The organism is Rothia sp. HMSC069D01 (assembly GCF_001810135.1).
Taxonomy (GTDB): domain Bacteria; phylum Actinomycetota; class Actinomycetes; order Actinomycetales; family Micrococcaceae; genus Rothia.
The window spans coordinates 659,358-684,328 of the sequence record NZ_KV800108.1 but is presented as its reverse complement, the minus strand read 5'-3'; the positions used below and the strand labels follow the sequence as shown (position 1 = coordinate 684,328).

The following is a 24,971-nucleotide window of genomic DNA, read 5'->3' as shown; positions in this document are numbered from 1 at the left end:
GTGCTTTTCTGCTGTTTCATTCTCGCGGCAGCGTCTAATAACGGTACAGAGAGCCTCATGACGGCGCAGGCAGAAGCGGGCAACAAGCCACGATAGAATAGAAACTTAGAGCACTATGAGCGCAAGCCCGGGGCATTTTTTCTCCCTTCCGCAAGCTTGCCGTGCTGAATACACAGTCATCACTTGCACACAGTCATCACTTGCCGAAAGGATTCCCGTGGCGTCTTCGAACTACACCGCCCGTCACCTCTCCGTGCTGGAAGGTCTGGAAGCTGTACGCAAACGCCCGGGCATGTACATTGGCTCCACCGACTCTCGCGGCCTGATGCACTGCCTCTGGGAGATTATCGACAACTCGGTGGATGAGGCGCTCGCCGGTTTCGGCCAGTCCATCCAGGTCATTCTGTACCGTGACGGTTCGGTTGAGGTGCGCGATGATGGCCGCGGTATCCCCACCGACATTGAGCCGCGCACCGGCCTGTCCGGTGTCGAGGTCGTATTCACCAAGCTACACGCCGGCGGTAAGTTTGGCGGCGGCTCCTATAACGCGTCCGGTGGTTTGCACGGTGTGGGCGCTTCCGTGGTGAACGCGCTGTCTTCCCGTCTGGACGTGCAGGTGGACCGTGGCTCGAAGACCTACCAGATGTCCTTCCGCCACGGCATTCCCGGATTCTTCGAGTCCGGCCGCACCCCCAAGCCCGAAGATCCGTTCACTCCCGCAACCGAGGGCACTGACGCCCTGCAGATTGTGGGTCGCGCTAAGCGTGGCGTGACCGGCACCCGTGTGCGCTATTGGGCTGACCCGCAGATTTTCACCCCCGACGCTAAGTTCAGCTACGAGGACTTGGCTGCTCGTGCGCGCCAGACCGCGTTCCTCATTCCGGGTCTGCGTATTTGCATCCGTGATGAGCGCCGACTGCCCGGCACCCCCGGCGAGCTGGAACCCCACGAGGAAGTTTTCCAGTACGACGGCGGCATTAGCGAGTTCGTCGAGTTTCTGGCGCACGATGAGCGTATTACCGACACCTGGCGTTTTAGCGGCAGCGGATCTTTCACCGAGACCGTGCCGGTGCTGGGTGAGGACGGCCGCTCGCAGCTGACCGACGTGGAGCGCGATTGCGAAGTGGACGTTGCGCTGCGCTGGGGCATTGGTTACGAGACGACGGTCCGCAGCTTCGTGAACATTATTGCCACCCCCAAGGGCGGTACTCACACGACCGGTTTTGAGCAGGGCCTGCTGCGCGTGATGCGCAAGCACCTTGCCGATAATGCCCGCAAGTACAAGGTGGGTAACGACAAGATTGAGAAGGACGACGTGCTCGCCGGCTTGACCGCCGTGCTGACCGTGCGTCTTGCCGAGCCGCAGTTTGAGGGTCAGACCAAGGAGATTCTGGGTACCCCGGCGGTTCGCCAGATCGTGTCGAAGGTCGTGGGCGATGCGCTGAAGGCTCGCCTGGAGTCGACCGCCCGTGCGGAGAAGGCTCAGGCGACCGCTCTGTGTGAGAAGGTCGTCTCTGAGATGAAGACCCGCGTCTCGGCGCGCATCCATAAGGAAACTCAGCGCCGTAAGACCGCGCTGGAGTCTTCGTCCATGCCCACCAAGCTGGTGGATTGCCGTTCGACCAATGTTGAGCATTCTGAGCTGTTCATTGTGGAGGGTGACTCGGCGCTGGGCACGGCGCGTCTGGCGCGTTCTTCCTCGTATCAGGCTCTGCTGCCGATTCGCGGTAAGATCCTGAACACTCAGCGTGCTTCGGTGACTGATGTGCTCGCGAATGCTGAGTGCGCGGCGCTGATTCAGGTGATCGGTGCGGGTTCGGGTCGTACCTTTGACCTGGACTCTGCTCGCTACGGCAAGGTCATTATGATGACCGATGCGGACGTGGACGGCGCCCACATCCGTACCCTGCTGCTGACCCTGTTCTACCGTTACATGCGTCCGCTGATTGAGGCGGGTCGCGTGTACGCTGCGGTTCCGCCTCTGCATCGTGTGGAGGTGGTGCGCCGCGGCAAGCCGAACGAGATGGTGTACACCTACTCGGAGAAGCAGCTGCACGAGCTTCTGGATTCTCTGCGGGAGCAGGGGGTGTCCTATAAGGAACCCATTCAGCGTTATAAGGGTCTGGGTGAGATGGACGCTGACCAGCTGGCTGAGACGACGATGGATCCGCGTCATCGCATGTTGCGCCGTATTCGCATTGAGGATGCGGAGGCTGCCGAGCGTGCGTTCTCCTTGTTGATGGGTTCTGAGGTGGCTCCGCGTAAGGAATTCATTATTGCGGGTGCTCATCAGCTGGATGCCGAGAGCATTGATATGTAGAGCATCGATATGTAGCGTGCGGTACCTTGCGGGGCATTGCGGTGCCTTGCGGGGCAGTGGTGGCTGGCGTGTCACAATCCATGAATTTTGTGTGAGAATAGTCACGCAATTCTCGGAGATTCCGCGTAAATTCCGCATGAAACAGGCAAATTTAAGCTTTGAGCACTACTTGAAGCACCTGTCACAATCACGAAATCTGTCACCAAAATTTTGCAGAAAATATTAAAAACTGCAATATTTCACCAAGGTTCCGAAACTGCTTCTCAACCCCGCAAGGCACCATCGTGTCTCATTCCTCTCACCACCCTTGCATCGAGGGATAACGTTCAAGGTACCTTTAGCGAAACGTCAAACAATAAACGTCCATACTATGCACAGCCTACTCACAGCTTCTTAGGAAAACCCTGTACCTTAGAAGCATGAGAGACACTGTGTCAGTAACTCTCGTATGCCCTCCATCGATGGTGGACTACCCGAAATCTGGCACAAACGCACATTAAGTACACACATAGTAAGGACCTATCAATGGATCCCCTTGATTTTGGTAGGTGGCAGTTCGGTATTACCACCGTCTACCACTTCTTCATGGTTCCGCTGACTCTGGGTCTGGGCCTTGTGGTGACCTACCTGTACATTTGCTACGTTCGTACCAAGAAGGACGAATACAAGCGCATGACGAAGTTCTGGGGCAAGCTGTACCTCATTAACTTCGCTATGGGTGTGGCCACCGGTCTGGTTCAGGAATTCCAGTTCGGCATGGCGTGGAGTGAATACTCCCGCTTCGTCGGCGACGTCTTCGGCGCTCCGCTGGCAATGGAAGGCCTCTTCGCCTTCTTCGTTGAGTCGACCTTCCTTGGTCTGTGGATCTTCGGTTGGGACCGCCTCAAGCCCGCAGTCCACGCCTTCTGTCTGTTCATGGCAGTTCTCGGCTCCTGGATTTCTGCATTCTTCATTCTGGTTGCAAACTCCTGGATGCAGCACCCCGTCGGTGCAGAAATGATTGACGGTCGTCCCCGTATGACCGACATCGGCGCCGTGCTGATGAACCCCACCGCATGGGTCACCTTCCCGCACGTCATCACCGCATCCATTCAGGTTGCCGGTGGCTTCCTGGTCGGTATCGCCTGGTACAAGCTGTGGCGCCGCCGCAAGGACGGCATTGACAAGGTCGTTGACGGCAAGGTTGTCGTTGGTGAGTCCGACAAGGGCGCACGCGACAAGAAGGACTTCCAGGTTTGGCTCAAGTCCCTGCGCCTGGGCGCAGTGGTGGGCCTCATCGGCTTCGCTGGTGTTGGCGCATCCGGCCACATGCAGGCACAGATGATGATTCACGAGCAGCCCATGAAGATGGCTGCCGCCGAGGCCGCCTGCCACGACGGTACCTCCTTCTCCGTGCTGACCGTTGGTGAGCTTGGCGCTCAGAGCTGCGACAAGATTCACACCATCATCGAGGTTCCCGGCGTGCTGTCCTTCCTGGCATACGACAACTTCAACACCCCGGTGAAGGGTATCCAGACCCTGGTTCCCGAGTACGAAGCTAAGTACGGCACCAACCTGCCCGATAACCCGCTCTACGGTGAGCGTGCAGGTCAGAAGATTGATTACCTGCCCTCCCTCGAGGTCTCCTACTGGGGCTTCCGCGGCATGATCGGTCTGGGCGCAGTCGTCGTTCCCTTCTACCTCTACGCACTGTGGGTTACCCGTAAGAAGGGCGTGGGCACCGTCCCCGAGTCCAAGCTGCTCAAGAACGTTGCCGTCTGGTCCATCCTGGCTCCCTTCTTCGCAATTGCACTGGGCTGGATCTTCACCGAAATGGGCCGTCAGCCCTTCGTGGTTGTCCCCAACCTTGAGGGCGATCCCGCAATCCGCCTGTACACCGCAGCAGCTATCTCCCCGGGTGTTTCCGGTGAAGAAATCCTCTTCTCCCTGCTCACCCTGGGCCTGCTCTACGGCGTGCTGATGGTGGTTGAGGTTTACCTGCTCATCAAGTACGTCAAGGCCGGTGTGGTTGCTGCAATGCCCGAGCTGGTTCAGTCGCACCACGAGGACGAGTCCAACGACAAGTCCAAGCGCGACGTGCTGGAGTTCGCCTACTAGGCGGGTAAGGATTGATTCACCATGAACTTTGATTTCAATATCTTTGCCGGTCAGCCTGGTCTGCCCACCCTCTGGTTTGCTGCCATTGGTGTCTTCTTCATCATGTACATGATTCTCGACGGTTTTGACCTGGGTGTCGGTATGCTGATGGGTTCCAAGTTCGCAAAGAACGAAAAGGAACGTCGTCTGCTGCTGAACATCATCGGCCCCGTCTGGGACGGTAACGAGGTGTGGCTTGTGACCGGTGGTGCAGCTCTGTTCGCTGCATTCCCCATCTGGTACGCAGCCCTCTTCTCGGCTCTGTACATCCCCCTGACCCTCGCGCTGGTCTTCCTGATTCTGCGCGTGGTCGCCATTGAATACCGCGGCAAGAAGAACGACGAGAAGTGGATCCGTAACTGGAACATCGCTCTGTCTGTTTCTTCCTTCTTTATCCCACTGCTCGTTGGTGCTCTGCTGGGTCTGACCTCCATGGGTCTGCCCATCAACGAGAACGGCGACCGCGTCGGCGGCGCCTTCGCATGGGTCTCCCTGCCGGTTCTGCTCGGCGGTCTGGGCTTCGTTGGCTTCTCCCTGGTTCAGGGTCTTGCCTTCATCGCTCTGAAGACCGACGGTGACATCCGCCACCGTGCTCGCAACATCCTGGTACGCTGGGCTCCCGTCCTGCTGCTGCCGATTGTTGCATGGGTTCTGGCACTGGACTTCACCACCGGTAACGGCATTTCCTGGCTGTGCACCATCCTAGCTGTGGTTGCTGTTCTGATTGCTTGGACCTCCGCAAAGGGTGGCCGTGAGGGTCGCGCTTTCGCAGGCCTGTCCGTGTTCCTCGCATTCGGTGCGCTGGCAATCTTCACCGCAATGTACCCGAACGTTCTGCCCTCCACCCTGGACCCGGCATACTCGCTCACCATTGCGAATGCATCCAGCTCCGAGTACACCCTGGGCGTTATGACCTTTGTGACCTGCCTTGGTCTGCCGGTCGTGTTCGTCTACCAGGCATGGACCTACTGGGTCTTCCGTAAGCGTCTGCACGTGGATCACATCCCCGAAGCACACGACGCTACCGAACTGGCTGAACTGCCGACCAAGTAGCCTGTAGCTGATTGAAGAATCCCCCGGATTTCTCTTCTGAGAAGTTCGGGGGATTTTTCTATGTCCCCAGAGGATATTCCCGCAGAGGATGCAGCTTGCGGCAGGCGAGTGGGCGCGCAAAAATTTTTTGGTGCACACCCCCCCCGAAATTCGGGCGTGACAGGGAGTAAAAGGTGTAATGTGGTGTACAACTCACTCTCACGATAAGGAGTTTGACGATGAAGTCCCCCAACCGCCGCACCGGAGCTACTTCTCGCACTGGCATGAGCCGCCGCCTGCTCACCACGGGTGCCCTGCTGGCCATCGGCGTGCTCCCGCTGAGCGCATGCTCGCTCTTCAACCCGCCGCTGGAACGTGACGAAAGCGTCCACGCCGTCTTTGACGCGGAACAGGACATCGTGAAGATGCCCCTGGACGATTACCCCTACTACGAGGGGGGCACTCATTACGAATACACGGCCCATCAAATCGCCATGAAGCAGTGCTACGCCGAACACGGGCAGAGCTACACCGACCCCGACCAAGCTTCCCAATCTGAAAGCGCGCCGAGTGGCGATCCGGGCCGAAAGTACGGTCCCTGGAACGTCGAGTACGCCAAGAAGTACGGTTTTCAGAAGCGAGACCCCAACGCCGCCCCCATCTCCTTTAGCTCACCGGAGAGCTTGAGCCCCGAGGAGCAGCTTCGCACCGAATGTCTTGACAAGGCCCGCGAGACCCTGGACGCCGCGGTGCCCGAAGGTAAGAGGCTCGAGAATGACGTGCAGTCCACATACAGTCGTATCTCCACCGAGGCGGGCAATGCCGTTTACGGTAGCAAACTGCACCGCGAGCTCGAAGAGAAGTGGAAGCAGTGCGTCTCTGACCGCGGCCTCACCCCCAATAAGGCAGGCTATGTCGCCGAGGAAAGCCCGCTGAATGAGCAGCTGAGCAAGAACGGCGGTTTCAACGAGCCCGCCTCCGAAGAGGAAATTCGCATCGCCACCATCATGGCCGAATGCAACCAACAGGTTGGCATGAGCCAGCAGCTCTACGACCTGGAAGCTCAGTATCAGATGCCGCTCATCCGCAAGTACCAGGCGCAGCTTGAGCAGGAACGCAAGGCAGAACGTGAGCGTGACGAGAAGTTCAAGCAGTACGTTATGGAGCACCAGTAAACCGGGACGCTGAAAGACAGCACCACAAAAGACAGCGCAAAAACAGCTCAGAAAGACACCGCCATGACCACTCACTCACAGAACCAAAACAGCGGTCACCGCTTCAGCGAGTGCATCGCCCGACCCCGCGTGCTCCTGCTGCTGGCAATCCTCGCCATCGGCTCGCTCATGCTGTCCTTCTACCTGGGCACCCGCTACGCCGCCACGGGCCCCGACCCGGCCGTGCAGGCGAAAACCGTGATTCCGGTCTGGGCGAAGGTTGAAGAACGAACCGTCAGCGAGGGCCTCGCCATTGCCGGAACCACCAAGGCTGGGGAGACCGCCCCGATTAGCGCGCGCACCAACGGTGAGCCGGTGCTCGTCTACCAGAACCAGAAGCCCGGTAACGTGCTCAAAGCCGGTGACTTCATCGGCATTATTGGCGCCGACCCCGTCTTCGTGCTGGAAGGGCCGCTGCCGCTGTACCGCGACCTCAACCTAGGCGATAACGGCGACGACGTGCTCGCCTTCCAGAAGGCACTGAACTCCGCCGGGTACGCCACCGCTCAGAGCGGCACCGTCACCGAGGACACCCTCGACGCCGTCACGCGCCTGCACCGCGCGCACCTGACCGGCGTGCCCAGCGAAGGGGTCACCAGCATTGCCCGTAACAACTACGCGATTCTGCCCGGCGGAAGCCACACCGTCACCGCAGTTGCGGCAGTCGGCCAGCTCATTAACGACGGCAACCCCATCGCGAGTGTAGAAACCAGCGAACCCTACGTGGAATCCAGCGTTGAGCTCTCCGTTGCCAATAAGCTCAAGGCCGGCGACCGCGTTAGCCTGCGCACTTCTACCGGCAGCGTGGAGGGCACCATCACCAGCATTGGTGAGCTGCAGAACGACCCCTCCAAGGGTGCGGCGAAGAGCGTGCGATTCAGCGCCGACGACCCGAGCAAGCTCACTCCGGGGCAGAGCGCCTCCATCACCAGCAAGGGCAACACCTCAACCACCCTCGCCGTGCCGACTACCGCGGTACGCCAGGACTCCCAGGGCACCTACGTGCTCGTTGAAAAGGGCGGAAGCTCCACCTCGACCAGCAAGGATGCGCCCGCCACCGAACGAGTCAATGTTGAGGTTCTGCGCACCGCCGGCGGATATGCCGCAATCAACGCGAACCTCAGCGCGGGACAGAAGGTGCTTGTCTCATGAGCCGCCGTAAGAGAACCCCAGACGCAAGCCCAGGACGTGCGCCTACAATTGCGCCCAACGTAGCGTCCGCCGCTACACCTGCCGCCGGGCTCGGTACCGCGCCCGCTATTGAAATGCACGGCATTACCCGTGTTTTCGAGGGGAGCGAACGAGCCGTCCTCGACCACCTCGACCTGGTGGTGGAACGCGGCGAATTCCTCGCCATTATTGGTCCGTCGGGCTCCGGTAAATCCACCCTGCTCAACGCCATTGGCCTGCTCGACACTCCCACCAGCGGAACCTACAGCCTCTTTGGCAAAAACACGGAAGGACTCAGCGACAGAGAACGCGACGAAATGCGCCGAGACCACCTCGGCTTCATCTTCCAATCCTCAAACATGCTGCTGGACGAAACCAGCACAACCAACGCCTCCATGGGTCTGCGCGTGCAGGGCGTACCCTACAGCGAGCGCCTGCAACGCACCGAAGAAACCCTAGAATTTCTGGGGTTGAGCGACCGCGCCAGCATCCGTACCCGTTACCTTTCCGGCGGCGAAAAGCAGCGTTGCGCCATTGCCCGTGCCCTCGCCACGCGCCCGCCGCTGATTCTTGCCGACGAGCCGACCGGCAACCTGGACAGCCACAATAGCGCCAAGGTCATTGAGATTCTTCAGCGCATTAACGCGACCGGCTGTACCGTGCTGGTTATTACCCACGACCCGGAGGTTGCCGCCGCCGCCCGCCGCGTGATCCGCATTGAGGATGGGCAGCTGCACGAGCAGAGCCGCGCCGACTTGGCTACGGTGCCGGTCGCTGAGGTGCCGGTTGCCGAGGCTGTGCCGGCTACAACGGATACCCCTGCAGAAGCTACGGTAGGTGCCCCGGTAGGTGCCCCCGCCACCCTCGCTGTGGGGGAGAAGCCCGCTACGCATCGCCGCGGAAGCTTCCTCACCGACGACAGCATCGAGGCGATCTCCGCGCTCACCTCACGACCGCTACGCACCCTGCTGCTGGGCCTGTCCTTCGCACTGGGCGTGGGCGGACTCATCAGCGCCTCCGGCATGAGCGAATCCGCCAGCTACCAGGTGAACCAGCGCCTGCTCGGATCCGAACAATCCACGCTCTACATCAGCGACAGGGACAATGACCAGAACATGCTCGGAACCTACCGGCAGGGCGAATCCGCGCAGAATGTTGCCGACCGCATTAGCGCGCTGGACTACGTGAAGAACACCGGATTCGTCAGCAGCGTGGCACCAGCGGACGTGCGAATCACCCGTTTCAGCCCCTACGAGGACGAACCCAAAACGGCGATTGGCCTCAGCTCCACCTCGAAGACCAGGCTCGAGCAAATCGGTGCTCGCATGAACCCCGAAACCCTGCGTGCGCTTGAACAGATGAACTCGACCCTCACCCAGGAGAACGTTGCCGACCGTGAACGCGCCGAGCAGCTCTCCGGCGCTATCGTCTCGGTCTCCGCTGCCCGCGCCCTCGGCATTATTCCCGAAGATAAAGCGGCAGATAACGCCACAACCGAGCCCCGCCCCGGCGAGCTACCCGCCGTCGAGTACGGCATTAAGCTCGGCGGACTGCCGCAGGTGGCACCCGGTGTGAGCATCTGGGTGGATGGTCAGCTGATGCCGGTCGTCGGCCTTTTCGACCCCGGCAATAGCGGCTACGAATTCAGGAATACGGTCATTGTCTCGCCGGGCACCCTTCAGCGCACCGGACGCGGCCAGGTGACCTACATTGCCGAAACCGAACGAGGCTACGGCAAGGCGGTCGCCAAGGCAATTCCGCTGACGCTCAAGCCCGCTGAACCCAGCCAGATTAACGTGGAAACCCCCTCCGACCTGCAGAGCCTGCGCGCGTCTATCGCCTCGGATCTGGGTCTGTACGTGGGTGTGCTCTCCGGTATTCTGCTGGTGCTTGCCTCCCTCTCGGCGGCAACCGCAATGTACCTGTCCGTGCAATCGCGCACCGCAGAGATTGCGTTGCGCCGCGCCATCGGATCGAGTAAATGGCTGATTGCCCGCATCTTCCTCATGGAGGGCGTCATGCTTGGTGTGCTCGGCGGCTCCATCGGCGCCTGCTCCGGCATGATTGCGACGATTATTCTTTCGCTCGTGCAAGGCTGGCAGGCGGTTCTCTCACCCGGATTCGTGGTGCTCGGCGTGGGCGTTGGCGCCCTTACCGGTCTGGTGTCTTCGGCGTACCCGGCGTGGGTGGCGTCCCGCAAGAGCCCCGCCGACGCGATGCGCGGCTAAAGATAGCGCTGGGTGGGGGGCAACCAAATATCTGAAACCTAACTGGTCAAATAGGTATTAGATAGCCCAGCCCTTAAACTGATAGAAGGTAAAAACAGCAGAAGACTAGGTCAAAGGACAACACGTGAGTCGAACGCACACACCGCGTCATGCTGACAAACATCAGAACACTGAGGCACCAGAGGTGACCGCGGGAAAGCGCAACGACCGCGCTGACCGTCGCCCGCCCCTGGGCCCTGACGCCCGTAAAACCCTCAGCACCTTCGGTGTTATCACCGCTGTGCACACCCTCGCGACGGTACTTTTCAGTGCCGCCTTGGCTGTGATTATTGCCCGTGCGGCACACGCCGGTTTCGCCGCTGTCGCCGCCGAACACGCGCGCCTCAAAGAGACCAGCGCGCCGGATGTGTACCGCGCCTACGTCGAATTCGCTGGCTCCGCGCAGGCACAGCTGGAGGCGCACGGCGGCTGGCTGCTCGGCCTCGGTGGTATCTTCGGTGACGCAGACACCATTACCCCCGGCCTGATTGCGGTCGCCGTGGCTGCCCTGCTTGTCCGCTCGGGTACCGACTACCTGCTGGCTGTGAGCGCGCAGCGTGCCGCCTCCGGGGCGAAGTCTCAGATTCGTTCCTCGCTGCTCAAGCGCGTGCTCGCCACCGGTGGCGCAGACACCCCCGAAGGTACCGGCGCGACCGCTGTGCTGCTGTCCCGCGGCCTGAACGCTCTGGATGACTACTACACCAAGACCCTGACTGCGTTCGTGTCCACCGCGATTGTGCCGTTCATCCTCTGGGTCGTTGTGGCATCCCTGGACTGGATGAGCGCCATGGTGCTGGCATGCACCCTGCCGCTTATTCCGGTGTTCATGATCCTGATTGGTAAGAACACCCGCGACGAAACCGCAGAAGCTCAGGCTGAACTGCATCGCCTCTCCGACCATATTCTGGAGCTTGTGCGCGGCCTGCCCGTTATTATCGGTCTGGGCCGCGAACGTGCGCAGACCCGCGCCATGAACGCCCTGGGTCAGCGCTACCGTGAACGCACCATGCAGACCCTGCGTAGCGCCTTCATGTCTTCGCTCGCGCTGGAGCTCATCACCACCATTTCGGTGGCGCTGATTGCTGTGCTGATTGGTGTGCGCCTGGTCAACGGCACCCTGGGCTTGGACACCGCAATTCTCGTGCTGCTGCTGGCTCCCGAATGCTACCAGCCGCTGCGTGATGTGGGTGCCGCCTACCACCAGTCGGAGGACGGCGTTGCCGCCCTGCGTAGCGCCCAGAAGATTATTGATGCGCCCCTGCCCGCCGCCGCTGCGGACTCGACTGCCCAGGATTCGGCAGCACAGAAGGCTCAGCCTTCCGTGATCGCTGTTGAGGACCTGTCGGTGAGCTACCCGGCGCGTCCTGCCGTGCTGACTCACCTGTCGCTGAACCTGGACCGTCGCGTTGCCACTGCCAACGGTGAGCGCGGCGCGGTCATTGGCGTGATGGGTGAATCCGGCTGCGGTAAGTCCACCCTGCTGAACGTGTTCTCCGGTGCCGTGCGTGAGGGCCTGGTGCCCACCGGCTCGGAGGAACCCGTGCACCTGACCGGTAGCGTGACCGGTCTGGGCACCACCCTGGTCATCCCGCAGTCGCCGGTCTTCACCGCACCGACCGTGCAGACCGAAATGGCGCTCTACGCACTCAGTGCCACTGAGGCTGAGCGTGAGCGCGCAGCCGCTCTGCTCGGTGAGGCGATGGACTCCAAGAAGCTGTCCGCCACCGATGCCGAGTCTGCTCTGCTGGTTGGTCCGCTGGCTCAGCTGGGCATGGAGAAGCTCACCGCCCTTGAACCCGGTGCCCTCAGCGCAGGTCAGGCGCGCCGCCTCGCCGTGGCACGTACCCTGGCTCGTGCCGAGGCTATCTACCGTGCCGGCGGTGAGCAGACCGTGCTGACCGTCCTGGTGGATGAGCCGACCGCGCACCTGGACGCCTACTCGGCATACCTGGTGACCCGCGCCCTGCACCGCCTGGCGGAACTTGGCGCAACCGTGCTGATCGTGACCCACGAGCAGGAACTCGCCGCTGGCTGCGACACCCTCGTTCGTGCCGTTCAGACCGCCCAGGGCTACACCTGGACCGCCGAGGCGAACACCGCCCGCGTTGCGGTTCCCGCGCAAGCCCCCGCGCACCTGCTCAAGGACAGGGAAGAGTACGAGGCTGAAAGCACTGCCCCGGCGGGCGCCTCCGCAGCTGCCGAGGTCAAGGAAGTCGAGCCTGCCGGCTTGTTCGCAAGCCTGCACACCCTGAAGGAACTGACCGGTATCGGTGTTCGCGCCGCAACCGGCCCGGTGATCATGGCTGCGATTACTTCCCTGATGGCTGCGGCACTGACCGCGCTGTCCGGCTGGCTGATTGTTCGCGCCGCCGAGGGCCCGGCAATGATGTACCTGATGGTCGCCATTGTGGGCGTGCGTTTCTTCGGCCTGGGTCGTGCCTGCGCCCGCTACGCTGAGCGTCTAATGACCCACTCGAAGGTTCTTGCCGCCGCAAATATTCTGCGTCTGCGCGCCTGGGTTGGCGCATGGCAGAGCGTGAGCAGCGTGCGTGCCCTGCTGCGTGGTGACGCGCTGCTCGAACGCCTCGTGGGCGGTATTGATGAGCTACGTGACGGCGTGCCGCGCGTTATTATTCCGCCGGCTGCGCACCTGCTGGTCATGACCGCGGCGCTGATTACGACCGCGTGCATCCTGCCGCAGGCTCTGATTCCGGTTCTGCTTGCCGTGCTGGTTAGCACTTTTGTGGCTCCGTGGATTGTGCTTCGCGCTGATGCCCGTGCGGAGTCGCTGGCTCGCCGCTCCACCGCGCAGATGCTGCGCCTGGGCACCGGCATGCTTTCGGCGGCTGAGGATCTGCGCGCTAACGGCGTGGCAACCACCGCTGAGAAGGCTAACGGCGCTCTGGACGCCGAGAACCTGTCCGCCCTGCAGAAGGGCTCGACCGCTCAGGGCGTGGGTCGTACCCTCGTGACTCTGAGCTGGTTCGGTGCGGCTCTGGCGAGCGCAGTCATTGCGTACCCGCTGGCTGTTGACGGCACCGTGCGTGCCCCCGAAGCGGCGATTGTGGTACTGCTGTGCACCGGCATGCTGGAAAGCTCCCTGGGCCATGTTGAGGCGGTCCGCTCCTGGCCCGCGTTCAGCCGCCTGCTCGCGACGATTGCCCCGAGCGTGCGTGACGTATCCCTGGAGGGTATTGTCGCCACCTCGACCCTGAAGCGTTCCGTGCCGACCGAGGCTGAGGTGGACACCCACGTTCTGCCGCGTCGTGTTGAGCGTCTGCGTGCCCGCGCGGAGGCCGAGATGGAGGAGCTGCTGGAGGCTGACCGTCAGCGTGCTCACCGCTTTGACCGCCCCGAATCTGCGGCTGGTTCTAAGAGCGATACCCCGCGCCCGCCGAAGCCCGGCGAGCCCACCCTGGTCAGCTGCGGTACCCCGCAGGAGCTTGGCGTGAAGGTCACCGACCCCGCCCTGAGCCTGCAGGACGCTGCCGCCCGCTGGCCCGGCATGGATCACCCGGTCTTCACCGACCTGAACATGAACGCCCGCGCGGGCTCCTGGACTGCGGTGACCGGCCCCTCCGGTTCCGGTAAGTCTACGGTGCTTGCAACCGTTCTGGGCTTCTTGCCGCTGGAGTCCGGCCGTGTGCTGGCTTCCGGTGAGGTCCTGGAGGGTGAGCAACTGCGCGGCTACGCGGCGTGGTGCCCGCAGGCGGCTCACATTTTTGAGTCGACCCTTGAGGGTAACCTGATGCTGGCTCGTGACCGTTCGGATCGCCCGAGCGAGGAAGAGCTGATTGAGGTTCTGCGCCGTGTGGGTCTGGGCGAGTGGTTTGACGCTCTGCCTCAGGGTCTGCGCACCCCGGTGGGTGCTGGCGGTTCTTTCCTGTCGGGTGGTCAGCGTCAGCGTCTGGCGGTGGCTCGTGCCCTGCTGGTGAATTCGCCGGTGCTGCTGTTGGATGAGCCGACCGCGCACCTGGACGCTGAGTCTGCCCGTGCGCTGATGGCTGACTTGGATGCGGCGACCCGCTCTAGCTCTGTGGCTACGGTTTTGGTGTCGCACCGTCCTGAGGATATTGCCCGTTGCGATGAGGTGGTTCGTCTCTAAACGCAGCTGAGCGTAGCCATCGCGGGCGAGATTGAACGCAAGAAACTGCGAGGAATGCCCCGGTACTTCGTGAAAGTACCGGGGCATTTCTTGTGCGCGAATAGGTTCGGGTGAGGGTGGGGAGGAGAGAGCTAGACCCAGCCGAGTATCTGCGCGCTCAACCGCAGCAGCATGAGGGTCATAACGATAACGAGCACGCGGCGAATGAATCGCTCGCCCAGGTGAATTGCGGTGCGGGCACCAACCCAGCTTCCCGCCATGTTGGCGCATCCCATGGCGATTCCGAGGAGCCAGTGAATTGAGCCCAGCGGAATGAAGTAGAGGAGCGCGCCGAGGTTGGTGGCAGTGTTGAGAATCTTGGCGGCTGCGGTTGCGTGGAGCATATCGTAGCCCATGGCTATCTGCAGGGCGACGAGCATCATCGCGCCGGTGCCAGCCCCGAGGATGCCGTCGTAGCCGCCCAGAATCAGACCCAGCGCAAAGCCGCGCACTAGGAACGATGAGGTTGTGAGCGCGCGAGGCTGCCCGCGAGGTATGCGCGGTTGTAGCACCGAGAAGACGAGGATAGCGGCTAGAACCACCACAATTGCGGGGCGGAAAATATGTGCCGGCAGGATCGTGGCGCAGTATGCGCCGGCGGCGGAGGCGCAGAACGCCACGAACGCTACGGGGAGTAGGATTTTCCACGGGATTTTGAGTGAGCGAATATAGGTTGAGGCACTCGTCAAAGTGCCCATGGAACTGGCAACTTTATTGGTGCTCAGGGCGGCGACGGGTGAGAATCCGGGTGCCATGAGCAGTGCGGGGAGCTGGATCATGCCGCCTCCGCCCACGACAGAGTCGATGCATCCCGCACAGAAGGCAGCGAGCAGGAGCACGATAAATAACTCTGGTGTGACGGACATTAAATCAAGCACGACAAATCCTCTAGGAATAATGCGTCAATAAATGTGTGCTGTGTTACTTAAGGTACACCACATAAAAGCCGGGGGTGAAGACACACACAACGTGTCTTCACCCCCGGCTTTGTAAACAACCTGAGGTCGAAAGGCCGTGAACCGCGCGCCTAGAAGAGCTTTTCACCCTCCGGGCTAACCGCCATCGCAGCAGAAACAGCCGCATAGTTCGGGCCCACAATGCCGATGCTCTGAGTGAGCATCACACCGGAACCGTCACGAGCACCGTACTCGGTCGGCAGGGAACGAGCCACACCACCGGTGGACGCCGCCTTCGCCGGGCCCACGCCCACCCACGCCAGAGCCAGCTGGCTCTCACCGGTGAGGAAACGGTGCGCACGCACACCGCCGGTTGCGCGGCCCTTCTGCGGGTACTCGCTCAGGGCGGTGACCTTGGCGCTCGCCAGGCCGTCCTTGCCGTTGGTGACGGTCACGACCTCCGCCGCGTCACCGGGTGCGGTCACGCCCAGGGCAATCACACGGTCGCCGTCAGCAAGCTTAACGCCTGCGATACCGCCGCCGGTGCGTCCCTGCGGGCGTACCTTGGCGGCGTCGAAGGTCAGCAGCTTCGCGTCGCGAGTGACGAAGGTGAGCACCATATCATCGGTGGGGCAGGGGGCGGCGGCTACGATTTCGTCGCCGTCCTTGAGCTTCATGATGTCCCACTCGGTCTGGTTGAGCGGGTATTCCGGGTTGAGACGCTTAATCACGCCGCCCGCGGTTGCCAGTGCCAGCACCGTGTTCAGCGGTACGAGGGCGACCAGCTTCTCACCCTTGGCGAGCTGAACCAGCTCGGCGGCCTTCACCGCCGACGCCATGGAGGGGGTGCCGCCGTTCTCGTCTAGCACCGCAATGTCCATGACGGACAGGCGCACCATGCGTCCTGCGGAGGTCACGGCACCGATCTCACCGCGCGCGGTGGTCGGCACAATCGAGGTGAACACGTCGTGCTTGAAACGCTTGCCGGGATCCACGAGCGCCTCGCGGATGGGCTTGCCGGGGGTTCGTCCCATCATGCCGGATGCCGAAAGCAGCACCCAGCAGGGATCGTCCGCGATTTCGAGGGCGAGGCCCAGGCTCTTCTTCGCCTTGGACTGCGCGGTGACCGCCTCAATGGCGACCTGCATCTCGTCCTTGGTTTTGAGCTGGGTGCGGCGGTCGGTGCCGTAGCGTTCGGCGACCTCTGCGAGCTCCTCGGAGACCAGTTCGCGCAGTGCCGCATCGGAGCCGAGGATACGCTGCAATTCCGCAATTTCCTGCTGCAGGGTGTCGCGTTCTGCCTCGAGTTCCAGGCGGGAGTACTTGGTGAGCTGGCGCAGGCGCAGCTCCAGGATATGGTTCGCCTGGGTGTCTGTCAGGTCGAAGACGGCCTTCAGCTTTTCGCGTGCCTGAGCGGTCTCGTCAGACTCACGGATAATCTGGATGACCTCGTCAATGTCGAGGATCGCCACGAGCAGGCCCTCCACCAGGTGCAGGCGGTCGGTGCGCTTGCCCAGGCGGAATTCGGTGCGGCGGCGGACCACGTTCAGGCGGTGGTCAATGTACACGCGCATCAGGTCGAGCAGGCCGAGGGTCTGCGGCTGACCGTCCACGAGCGCCACGTTGTTGATACCGAAGGAGTCCTCAAGCGGAGTGTGCTTGTAGAGGGCGGCGAGCACCGCCTCCGGGTTAAAGCCGTTCTTGATTTCGATGATGAGGCGCAGGCCGTGGGTGCGGTCGGTCAGGTCGACCACGTCGGAGATGCCGGTGAGCTTCTTGGAGTTGACGCCGTCCTTGATCTTTTCGATGACCTTTTCGGGGCCGACCATGTACGGCAGTTCGGTGACGACGATGCCCTGCTTGCGGGGGCTGACCTGCTCGATGGAGACCTTCGCGCGGGTCTTGAAGGTGCCGCGGCCGGTTTCGTAGGCGTCACGGATGCCTCCCAGACCCACGATGGTGCCGCCGGTGGGCAGGTCGGGGCCGGGGATGAACTTCATGATGTCTTTGAGGCTCGCCTCGGGGTGAGCGATGAGGTGGCGGGTACCGGCGATGACCTCGCGCAGGTTGTGCGGCGCCATGTTGGTTGCCATGCCGACCGCGATGCCGGTGGTGCCGTTGACGAGCAGGTTCGGGAACGCTGCGGGCAGCACGGAGGGCTGCATGAACTGGTTGTCGTAGTTCGGTACGAAGTCAACCACGTCTTCTTCGAGGTCTGCGGTGAGTGCCTGCGCGGCGGGTGCCATGCGTGCTTCGGTGTATCGGGCGGCTGCCGGGCCGTCGTCGAGGGAGCCGAAGTTACCGTGACCGTCAACGAGGGGCAGACGCAGCGCGAAGGGCTGGGCGAGGCGCACCATGGCGTCGTAGATGGCGGCGTCGCCGTGCGGGTGGAGCTTACCCATGACCTCGCCGGTCACGCGGGCGCTCTTGACGTGGCCCTTGTCGGGGCGCAGACCCATCTGCTGCATCATGTAGAGGATGCGGCGCTGCACGGGCTTGAGGCCGTCGCGGGCGTCGGGGAGGGCGCGCGAATAAATCACCGAGTAGGAGTATTCCAGGAAGCTGGTTTCCATCTCGGCGGATACGTCGATGTCGACGATATTCTCTACCACATCCACCGGGTAGTCGCTGACGGCGGATTTGGATCGGCGAGCCATATATCTCCTCGTGTCGGTGTGTTTTCGCTCCTCCTATTTTAGCGGGTGGTAGCGGATGAGACGGACTGGCTGGTCAGCATCATCTGTGGGGTGTACCAAGAACGTAGCGGAGCCTTCATCAAAGCGCAGAAGGGAACGCCAACGGGGTAACGACAAACGGACAGCAGAGATATCGCGGGGTGCGTATGACGTCATATGCGCCGTCAGAGCGTGCCTAACTAGCACAGCCCGGCTGGAACCCTCTAAGGTAGAGGGGAGTAATACCTAACCGCCCTCATCGTGTGCGCCGACCGACGTCGCCTCATGAGGGCACCGCACGAAAGAGGTACGATGTACGCCACCACCCCCGAACGCGAGCAACTGGTCGCAGACATTAAGCATGCCGGTTTCTACCCCGACCTCGTGCTGGAAGTGGTGGATGACGCGCTGGCGGGCATGAACCCGGACGCGCACTTCGTACAGCATGAAACCCACTTCTCACGCGATGATTTTCACCGCCACATCACCGTGATGGTGCTCTGCGGTGAGCACGTCATCTTTGCGCACCTGGACGACCAGCACCTTGAAGGTGACGCGCAGGGCACCGTGGCGCATGTGAGCGTGGAGGCGGTGCACCTGAGCGCCCTGAACGCGGTCACCATCAGCTACGGTTTCAGCCAGCCGCAGGCGTACAACGCCGGTAGCACCGCCCCGACCGAGATTTCCTTCCAGATTGCCTGGACCGGCTCCCTGCACGTGGAGCTGGCGCCCGCCGGTTGCCAGGATCCGCAGTGCAACGCCGACCACGGCTACACCGGTGATGCGCGCCGCGAGGACATTGCGGTGCGTGTGTCTGCGACCGCTGACGGCCCGGAGTCGGTTCAGCGTGCGCAGCATTTTGCGCGTGCTCTGCACCGTGCCCGCATGTACGCAACCCGCCGATAACCACCGGCATCCCGCGCCTGCCACCCAACGGCGCTCGCGATTAGCACTCGCCACACCCTGAGAGACACACCCGAGAGGAACTTATGACGGCCCCGTCCCGCACCGAACAGCCCACTCTGCACGATGTTCTGGGAGCGCCGTTGCCTCCCGCGCCCGCCTACGGTAGCAATAGCATCGCCGATGTGCTGGAGTCCGCCTCCTCTCTGGTGGCTCAGCGAAGCCTGGCGCGCCCCGCGCACGCCCTGGATTCTGACCCGGCGTTCCACGCTGTTGCCGACCCGCTGAACCTTGCCGGCCGCCTCGCGGAGCAGGATGTTGATCCGGTGTCTTTCCGTCACGCCTGCGTGATCATGGTGGACGGCCTGGGTGAGCAGCTGCTCAACAGCTACGGTGGCTACGCGCCCGCCCTGCGTAAGACCCTGAACCTGGGCCCGCTGGACGCCGCGTTCCCCACTACGACTGCCGCCTCCCTGACCTCGCTGGGTACCGGCACGGCACCCGGCGCGCACGGCATTGCCGGCTATGAGGTGCGCAACCCGGCAGGTAATGGGGGAGCGGGCTCGGTCATGAACCACCTGTCCGGCTGGGATCAGTCGGTGGACCCGCACGCCTGGCAGCCGCTGCCGACCGTGCTGGAACGCCACCATACGAACCGCCGCGTGCTCACCATTTCGCTGGGTAAGTACCGCGGTACCGGTCTGACGGAGGCGGCGCTGCGTGGCGGCGACTTCGTGGATGCTGTCGGCTATAACGCCCGCGTCACCTACGCCCTGGAGGCGCTCTCCAGCCGCACCCCCACCACCGTGTACCTGTACTGGGGCGAGATTGACGCGGCGGGCCACCGCTACGGTGTGGGCAGCGACAAATGGCTGCAACAGCTGGAGGAACTGAACTCGGCGCTGAAGCGTCTGGCGGAGCGCGCCCCAGCGTGGGCGGCACTCTTCGTCACCGCCGATCACGGCATGGCGAACGTGCCCGCACACCATCGCATCGACTACTCCGGTGTGGAAGAGCTGACCCGCAATATCGCCATGACCGCCGGTGAACCGCGCGCCGTGCACCTGTACCTCGAAGACACCTCGGAGGCGGCACGTACCGCCACCGCTCAGCGTTGGGCGCAGTACTGGGGCGAGCGCGCCTGGGTGATTGACTCTCGCGAACTGATGCGTGCCGGCTACTTCGGCCCGGTCATCACGGATGCGGCGCGCGGCCGCATTGGCGACCTAATGGTGTGTGCTCGCGACGACTGGGCGCTGTACGATATGCGCCACTACCAGGAGCGTGCCCTGCACATGGTTGGTCAGCACGGTTCGCTCACGGACGCGGAACGTCTGGTGCCGTTGCGCATGCTCAAGACCTTCTAAAACGTTGGAGGATAAACGAAAACCGCTGGTTATTCGGGTGAATAACCAGCGGTTTTCGTATGTCTAGATGCCCTTGATCGGGCGGCGCGAGGGTGCTCGCTTACTTGCGGCTACCGAAGATGATGTCATCCCATGCCGGAACGCTCACGCGCTGCTTCTTCGAGGAGGAAGGCTTAGGCTTCTCTTCGGAGGCGGGCTCGGAAGCGGACTCAGTCTGTGCTTCAGCTGCGGGTGCCTCAACAGCGGGTGCCTGAGCTGCATCTGCGGGTGCGTCCTCGATGGGTGCCGGCAGGGCGAAGGACTCGACCGGAACGGATTCAACGGGTGCTTCCGAATCCACAGCCAGCGGGTCGGTGGTTTCTACGGTGGGCTCGGGTGCCGCAGGAGCTACAGGCGTAGCCGGGGCAGACGCTACCGGCGCAGCGGGCGCAGCCGGTGCTACAGGCTCAGCGGGCTGAGCGGACTCGCGGTGCACGAACACCTCGGGCTCCTCAACCTGTGCCGGGCGCACCGAACGGGCGCGCTCCAGAAGCTCCTTGAGCTTACGCTCATCAGCGCTCTCAGAAGAAGTAAGGGGTGCCGGTGCAGGCTCGGGTGCCTTCGGCAGGCGGGCGGGAGGAACCTCCACGGGAGCCTTCTTAGCGGCGGCGGCAACAGCGTCCTCACTATTGCCCATCAGGAAGTACGCCGCCTCATTCGACGCGTACAGGCCCTGGTTCGCCGGGTTGTACACCCAACGTGCGGGGAAGACGACCTGCGCGGGCAGGTTCTGACGCACCGAATCCTTCAGCGCAATATCAACCTCAACGCGCCACTGGCCGTTCTCCTGCTGGCGGGTGGTCCAGTCCTGGGTTGCGTCCTCAAAACCGTAGCGCTCGGAGACTTCCTCAATGCGGGCGCTCAGGGTCACGGGAATCTGTGCGGTACCCGAAGCGGAGCTGCGGCGACCAATCTTCACGCTCTGAGCGGCACGAATAATGTGGGCACGCTCAGCAACAATCGGCCACTCGTAGCGGCGCACGCGCTCCGGCTCCCAACCGGACTCTTCAGCGATTTCCTCAACGGAGGCACCCTGACGGAAACGGGTCTGAATATCGCGCGGACCGTAGGTGCCCTTAGCGCCCAGACCGCGGGCGGGCTGAATACGGCGAGCCTTGGTGATGCTCGTGCGCAGGTTCGCGTCAATCGGCAGCAAGAAGCGGGTGCCGTCAGCAGACTCAAGCACCAGATTTTCGCCGTCATCGTGAACGCCAATCAGACGCAGTTCAAGCATGAGAACCTCCATAGGTGAACCGGACGCGTTCGTGAATGTGTTGCACGGAACGCAAACTACCTACCAGGGTACCGTGAAAGCGCGGTAAATCAGTAGCGGAGGCGGGATTTTCACCAAAAAAAGATGTACTTTTCGCGCCGAAAAAGCTAGAATGTGACGCCTAAACAGTCCAAAGCCTACCCAGGATTAGACAAATAGGGTGCCAATGGTGAACAATACCTGGCATGCCGTCAGGGTTAATTACACACCAGCGGCACCTAGAGCACTCAATAAACCAGCGTGGCCTAGTCCAACACACAGCCACAGAACCAACGGAGCGTGAAAGTTTGGCAACTGATTACGATGCACCTCGCAAGCAGGACGAAGAGCAGAACGAAGAGTCCTACGAGGAGCTGAACGCCCGCCGTTCCGAGATGCAGTCCGGTGCGGTGGACGAAGACGAGAACAGCGCAGCAGAAAGCTTCGAGCTGCCCGGTGCTGACCTCTCCAACGAGGAGCTGAACGTTGTTGTTCTGCCCGCTCAGGACGACGAGTTCACCTGCGCATCCTGCTTCCTGGTGCGCCACCGCTCGCAGATTGCACGCGAAGAGGGCGGCCTGTCCTACTGCATCGAGTGCGAGGGCTAAAACTTTAGGGAAGGGCTAACACCCACCCGACATACACCTCATGACGGGGCGAGTGCCGAGTGCACCCGCCCCGTTGAGTATGTGAAAGCCGCGCACGCAAGAACAGCGCCGCGTCGCACCCAACACGGCACGCCGCCGCACGTGCTGAACGCGAACACACAACGAAAACACCCCGCAGTAGAGCCTCAACACAGCGCGAGGTGATGGCACAGACACCCGCGAAAGGTTAGAGTATTGACCATGATGACCCCCGTAAACGTCCACATTAAGCTGCTCGACCCCGAGTTGCCCGCACCCGCCTACGCAAAGCCCGGCGACGCCGGCGCTGACCTGCGCTCCCGCATCGACTTCGAACTGGAACCGGGCGAACGCGCCCTCGTCCCCACCGGCGTGGCAATCGCCCTGCCCGAAGGCTACGTTGGTCTGGTGCACCCGCGCTCCGGCCTGGCAACCAAGAACGGTATCACCATTGTGAACGCACCCGGCACCGTTGATTCCGGCTACCGCGGCGAGCTGATGGTCACCCTGCTCAACACTGACAAGACCAAGTCCTTCCACGTGCAGCGCGGCGACCGCATCGCCCAGCTGGTCATTCAGAAGTACGAGCACGCAACCTTTACCGTGGTGGATGAACTGGAACAGACCGAACGCGGCTCCAGCGGCTTCGGTTCCAGCGGAATCTACTAGTCTGCCCTCACCGCGATTGTCGCACGAGAGAAGAGAAGAAACCCCCGCACCCTGCGTGCGGTGAAAGTAGGAATACCATGTTCGGATTTGGTAAGAAGAAGCACGCCGAGGAGGCTGAAAAGGCCGCCATCGACAAGGCTGTCGCCGAAGAGATTGAGGAGACCAGCGTCGAGGTTGAGGAGCTGAAGGAAGAGGAGAACTCTCCCGAGGTCATCAAGTACGACCGTGTCAACGGCCCGCACGACATTGAAGAAGTCACCGCCGAAGACCTCGAAGATTACGTCGACCTGGGTGCGCTGCGCATCAAGCTGCTCGACGGCATGAACCTGCGCCTCGAAACTGACGACGCAACCGGCGCGGTGATCGCCGCAACCATCACCCGCGACGGCGCAACCCTGCAGGTGCAGGCATTCGCCGCACCGCGCACCACCGGCATCTGGGACGACATCCGTCACGACCTGACCGAGTCCGTCAAATCCCAGGGCGGCATCGTCGAAATCTACGCCGGCGTATTCGGTGCAGAAATGCTCACCCGCCTGCCCGCCGTCACCCCCGACGGCCAGCCCGGCGAGCGCATCGCCCGCTTCGTGGGTGTGGACGGCCCCCGCTGGTTCCTGCGAGGCGTCATCTCCGGCGCGGCTGTGCTCGGTGACGATAAGGCTGCCGCCTCCGTGGAAGAAGTATTCCGCACCGTCGTGGTGGACCGTGGCGACGAGCCGCGCCCGCCGCGTGAACTGCTGCCCATGACTCTGCCCGCCGACCTGATCGTTGCGGCTGAGGAAGAGCCCGCCGTCGAGGAAGAAACCGAGAACGAGCACAGCAAGCTGCGCCCGATGCCTCGCCGCGGCCCTGAGATTACCGAGATTGGCTAATGCCTGAGTTCTCGAACTACCCGAGTGCGCTCGCGGTTCCTGAGGAGCAGATTCTTGCTCCCGGGTACCCCGAGCGCTTTCGCGTACGCCTTGCCGGACGCGTGGAGCAGGTATGGCTGCCTGCGCTGCAGGATAAGCCGATGTACCGTGCCGAGCTGGTGGTGGCTAAGTCGAAGCCCCTGCAGTGGTCGAGCCCGCTGGCGCTGATTGGTATGCCGATTGTGGAGCCGCCCGGTGAGGACTTCGAGGAGGAATCCGAGGACCCCGAGAAGCAGCACCATCTGAACACGGCGTCTTTGGCGACCGTGGCGGTGCAGGAGCCTCACGAGGTGTCTTTCCCGCCGTATGCGCCGTTCAACCCGGGGGATAGGGTGCTGCTGAAATGGCAGGGGCAGCGGATGGTGCCCGGCGTGCTTGCCGGTGCGTTGTTGCGCTGTTCCGGTGTGGTGTCGGTGAGGGCTCATCAGCCGGTGATTTATAACCCGCGCTATGAGATCGTGCCGCAATTCTTTGCTGAGAAGGGAAAACATGAGCGCTGAGCAGTCTTCGACCCAGCCCGATCCGAACGCTAACCCCGCAACTAGCCCGGCTGCTGACCCGGCGCGGGAGGAAAATCAGCTGGCGCAGAGCCTGAGCGCCTCCATGGGTGCGAATATGCGCCGCACCGCCAACGGCGATGTGGATATTCTGCACGCTATTGGCGGCTGGCGCGGCCTGGTGGAATCCTCCCTGCCCGCGGTGGCGTTCCTGGTGCTGTTCACCGTGACGAAGGAACTGAACCTGTCCCTGATTGCGGCGCTGGCTGCGGCGGGCGTGTTCACGCTGATTCGTCTGGTGCAGGGCTCTAAGCTGGTGAGTGCGCTGACCGGTCTGGTGGGCGTGGCAATTTGTGCGTTTGCCGCGTACCGTACCGGTAATGCGAGCGACTACTTTGTGGTGGGCTTCTGGACGAACGGCGTGTACATCCTGGCGTATCTGCTGTCGATGCTGGTGCGTTGGCCGCTGATGGGTCTGATTTTTGCGGTCATTCGCGGTGAGGCGCTGAGCTGGCGCCAGAACCCGGTGCGTCTGCGCCAGTACATGCTGGCGACCTGGATTATTACCGTGCTGATGATGCTACGCCTTGCCGTGCAGGTGCCCCTGTATTTTGCGAATAATGTGGAGGCGCTGGGCGCGACCCGCCTGATCATGGGTCTGCCGCTGTACGCTTTGGGTGTGTGGCTGGCGTGGCGCGTATCGGCACCGGAGGAGGCGCTGACGGGCGAGGAATCCGAGGCTACTGAAGCTGAAGCATCTGCCGCTACCGAAGCTGACGGTTCAGAAAGCCGCTAACCCACAACTTCATATGTAGAAGAACTTCATAGAAGTACGCGAAAGCCCCGGTACCCG

General features: G+C 62.2%; 17 protein-coding genes. 14 read left to right on the top strand and 3 right to left on the bottom strand.

Annotated elements, in window-relative coordinates; genetic code table 11:
• The first annotated feature begins 217 nt into the window (after window positions 1–217).
• From HMPREF2710_RS07170 to HMPREF2710_RS07140, 7 genes are all read left to right on the top strand, one after another.
• Entirely contained in the window at window positions 218–2,320 is a 2,103-nt protein-coding gene (locus HMPREF2710_RS07170; RefSeq protein WP_070543255.1) for a DNA gyrase/topoisomerase IV subunit B, read from the top strand.
• 525 nt (window positions 2,321–2,845) lie between these two features.
• Window positions 2,846–4,417: a cytochrome ubiquinol oxidase subunit I gene (locus HMPREF2710_RS07165; protein ID WP_070600343.1), complete on the top strand. Its 1,572-nt coding sequence runs from the start codon at window positions 2,846–2,848 to the stop codon at window positions 4,415–4,417.
• 21 nt (window positions 4,418–4,438) lie between these two features.
• Entirely contained in the window at window positions 4,439–5,509 is a 1,071-nt protein-coding gene (cydB, locus tag HMPREF2710_RS07160) for a cytochrome d ubiquinol oxidase subunit II (protein WP_070600341.1), read from the top strand.
• 218 nt (window positions 5,510–5,727) lie between these two features.
• Entirely contained in the window at window positions 5,728–6,663 is a 936-nt protein-coding gene (locus HMPREF2710_RS07155) for a multidrug transporter (RefSeq protein WP_083303512.1), read from the top strand.
• A gap of 63 nt (window positions 6,664–6,726) precedes the next feature.
• Window positions 6,727–7,854, top strand: a complete 1,128-nt coding sequence (locus HMPREF2710_RS07150) for an efflux RND transporter periplasmic adaptor subunit (RefSeq protein WP_070600339.1) — start codon at window positions 6,727–6,729, stop codon at window positions 7,852–7,854.
• Entirely contained in the window at window positions 7,851–10,100 is a 2,250-nt protein-coding gene (locus HMPREF2710_RS07145; protein WP_070600337.1) for an ABC transporter ATP-binding protein/permease, read from the top strand. The genes HMPREF2710_RS07150 and HMPREF2710_RS07145 overlap by 4 nt, the downstream gene beginning before the upstream one ends.
• A 184-nt stretch (window positions 10,101–10,284) precedes the next feature.
• Window positions 10,285–14,244 (top strand): thiol reductant ABC exporter subunit CydD/CydC, encoded by a 3,960-nt coding sequence (locus HMPREF2710_RS07140; protein ID WP_246824551.1) that lies wholly within the window; start codon window positions 10,285–10,287, stop codon window positions 14,242–14,244.
• A gap of 131 nt (window positions 14,245–14,375) precedes the next feature.
• On the opposite strand, the gene HMPREF2710_RS07135 is transcribed toward HMPREF2710_RS07140, so the two are convergent.
• On the bottom strand, window positions 14,376–15,149 hold the full coding sequence (locus HMPREF2710_RS07135) for a sulfite exporter TauE/SafE family protein (RefSeq protein ID WP_070600513.1): 774 nt from the start codon (window positions 15,147–15,149) through the stop codon (window positions 14,376–14,378).
• Window positions 15,150–15,310: 161 nt separating this feature from the next.
• Window positions 15,311–17,836, bottom strand: a complete 2,526-nt coding sequence (locus tag HMPREF2710_RS07130; protein ID WP_070600332.1) for a DNA gyrase/topoisomerase IV subunit A — start codon at window positions 17,834–17,836, stop codon at window positions 15,311–15,313.
• Window positions 17,837–18,166: 330 nt separating this feature from the next.
• Between HMPREF2710_RS07130 and HMPREF2710_RS07125 the strand changes: the two genes are divergently transcribed.
• Both HMPREF2710_RS07125 and HMPREF2710_RS07120 read left to right on the top strand, forming a co-directional pair.
• Window positions 18,167–18,760 (top strand): DUF5998 family protein, encoded by a 594-nt coding sequence (locus tag HMPREF2710_RS07125; protein ID WP_044150558.1) that lies wholly within the window; start codon window positions 18,167–18,169, stop codon window positions 18,758–18,760.
• Window positions 18,761–18,843: 83 nt separating this feature from the next.
• Window positions 18,844–20,124 (top strand): alkaline phosphatase family protein, encoded by a 1,281-nt coding sequence (locus HMPREF2710_RS07120; protein WP_070600330.1) that lies wholly within the window; start codon window positions 18,844–18,846, stop codon window positions 20,122–20,124.
• Between the two features lie 100 nt (window positions 20,125–20,224).
• On the opposite strand, the gene sepH is transcribed toward HMPREF2710_RS07120, so the two are convergent.
• Window positions 20,225–21,397 (bottom strand): septation protein SepH, encoded by a 1,173-nt coding sequence (sepH, locus tag HMPREF2710_RS07115; protein WP_210388906.1) that lies wholly within the window; start codon window positions 21,395–21,397, stop codon window positions 20,225–20,227.
• Between the two features lie 326 nt (window positions 21,398–21,723).
• Between sepH and HMPREF2710_RS07110 the strand changes: the two genes are divergently transcribed.
• The 5 genes from HMPREF2710_RS07110 (at window position 21,724) to HMPREF2710_RS07090 (ending at window position 24,914) form a co-directional block, all read left to right on the top strand.
• Entirely contained in the window at window positions 21,724–22,023 is a 300-nt protein-coding gene (locus HMPREF2710_RS07110; RefSeq protein ID WP_005506382.1) for a DUF4193 domain-containing protein, read from the top strand.
• 240 nt (window positions 22,024–22,263) lie between these two features.
• Window positions 22,264–22,710: a dUTP diphosphatase gene (gene dut / locus HMPREF2710_RS07105; protein WP_070600327.1), complete on the top strand. Its 447-nt coding sequence runs from the start codon at window positions 22,264–22,266 to the stop codon at window positions 22,708–22,710.
• Between the two features lie 77 nt (window positions 22,711–22,787).
• On the top strand, window positions 22,788–23,582 hold the full coding sequence (locus HMPREF2710_RS07100; RefSeq protein WP_070600325.1) for a DUF3710 domain-containing protein: 795 nt from the start codon (window positions 22,788–22,790) through the stop codon (window positions 23,580–23,582).
• On the top strand, window positions 23,582–24,121 hold the full coding sequence (locus HMPREF2710_RS07095; protein WP_012903717.1) for a hypothetical protein: 540 nt from the start codon (window positions 23,582–23,584) through the stop codon (window positions 24,119–24,121). Before HMPREF2710_RS07100 ends, HMPREF2710_RS07095 begins: the two co-directional genes overlap by 1 nt.
• Window positions 24,111–24,914, top strand: coding sequence for a DUF3159 domain-containing protein (locus HMPREF2710_RS07090; RefSeq protein WP_070600323.1), 804 nt, complete (start codon window positions 24,111–24,113; stop codon window positions 24,912–24,914). Before HMPREF2710_RS07095 ends, HMPREF2710_RS07090 begins: the two co-directional genes overlap by 11 nt.
• Window positions 24,915–24,971: the final 57 nt, after the last annotated feature.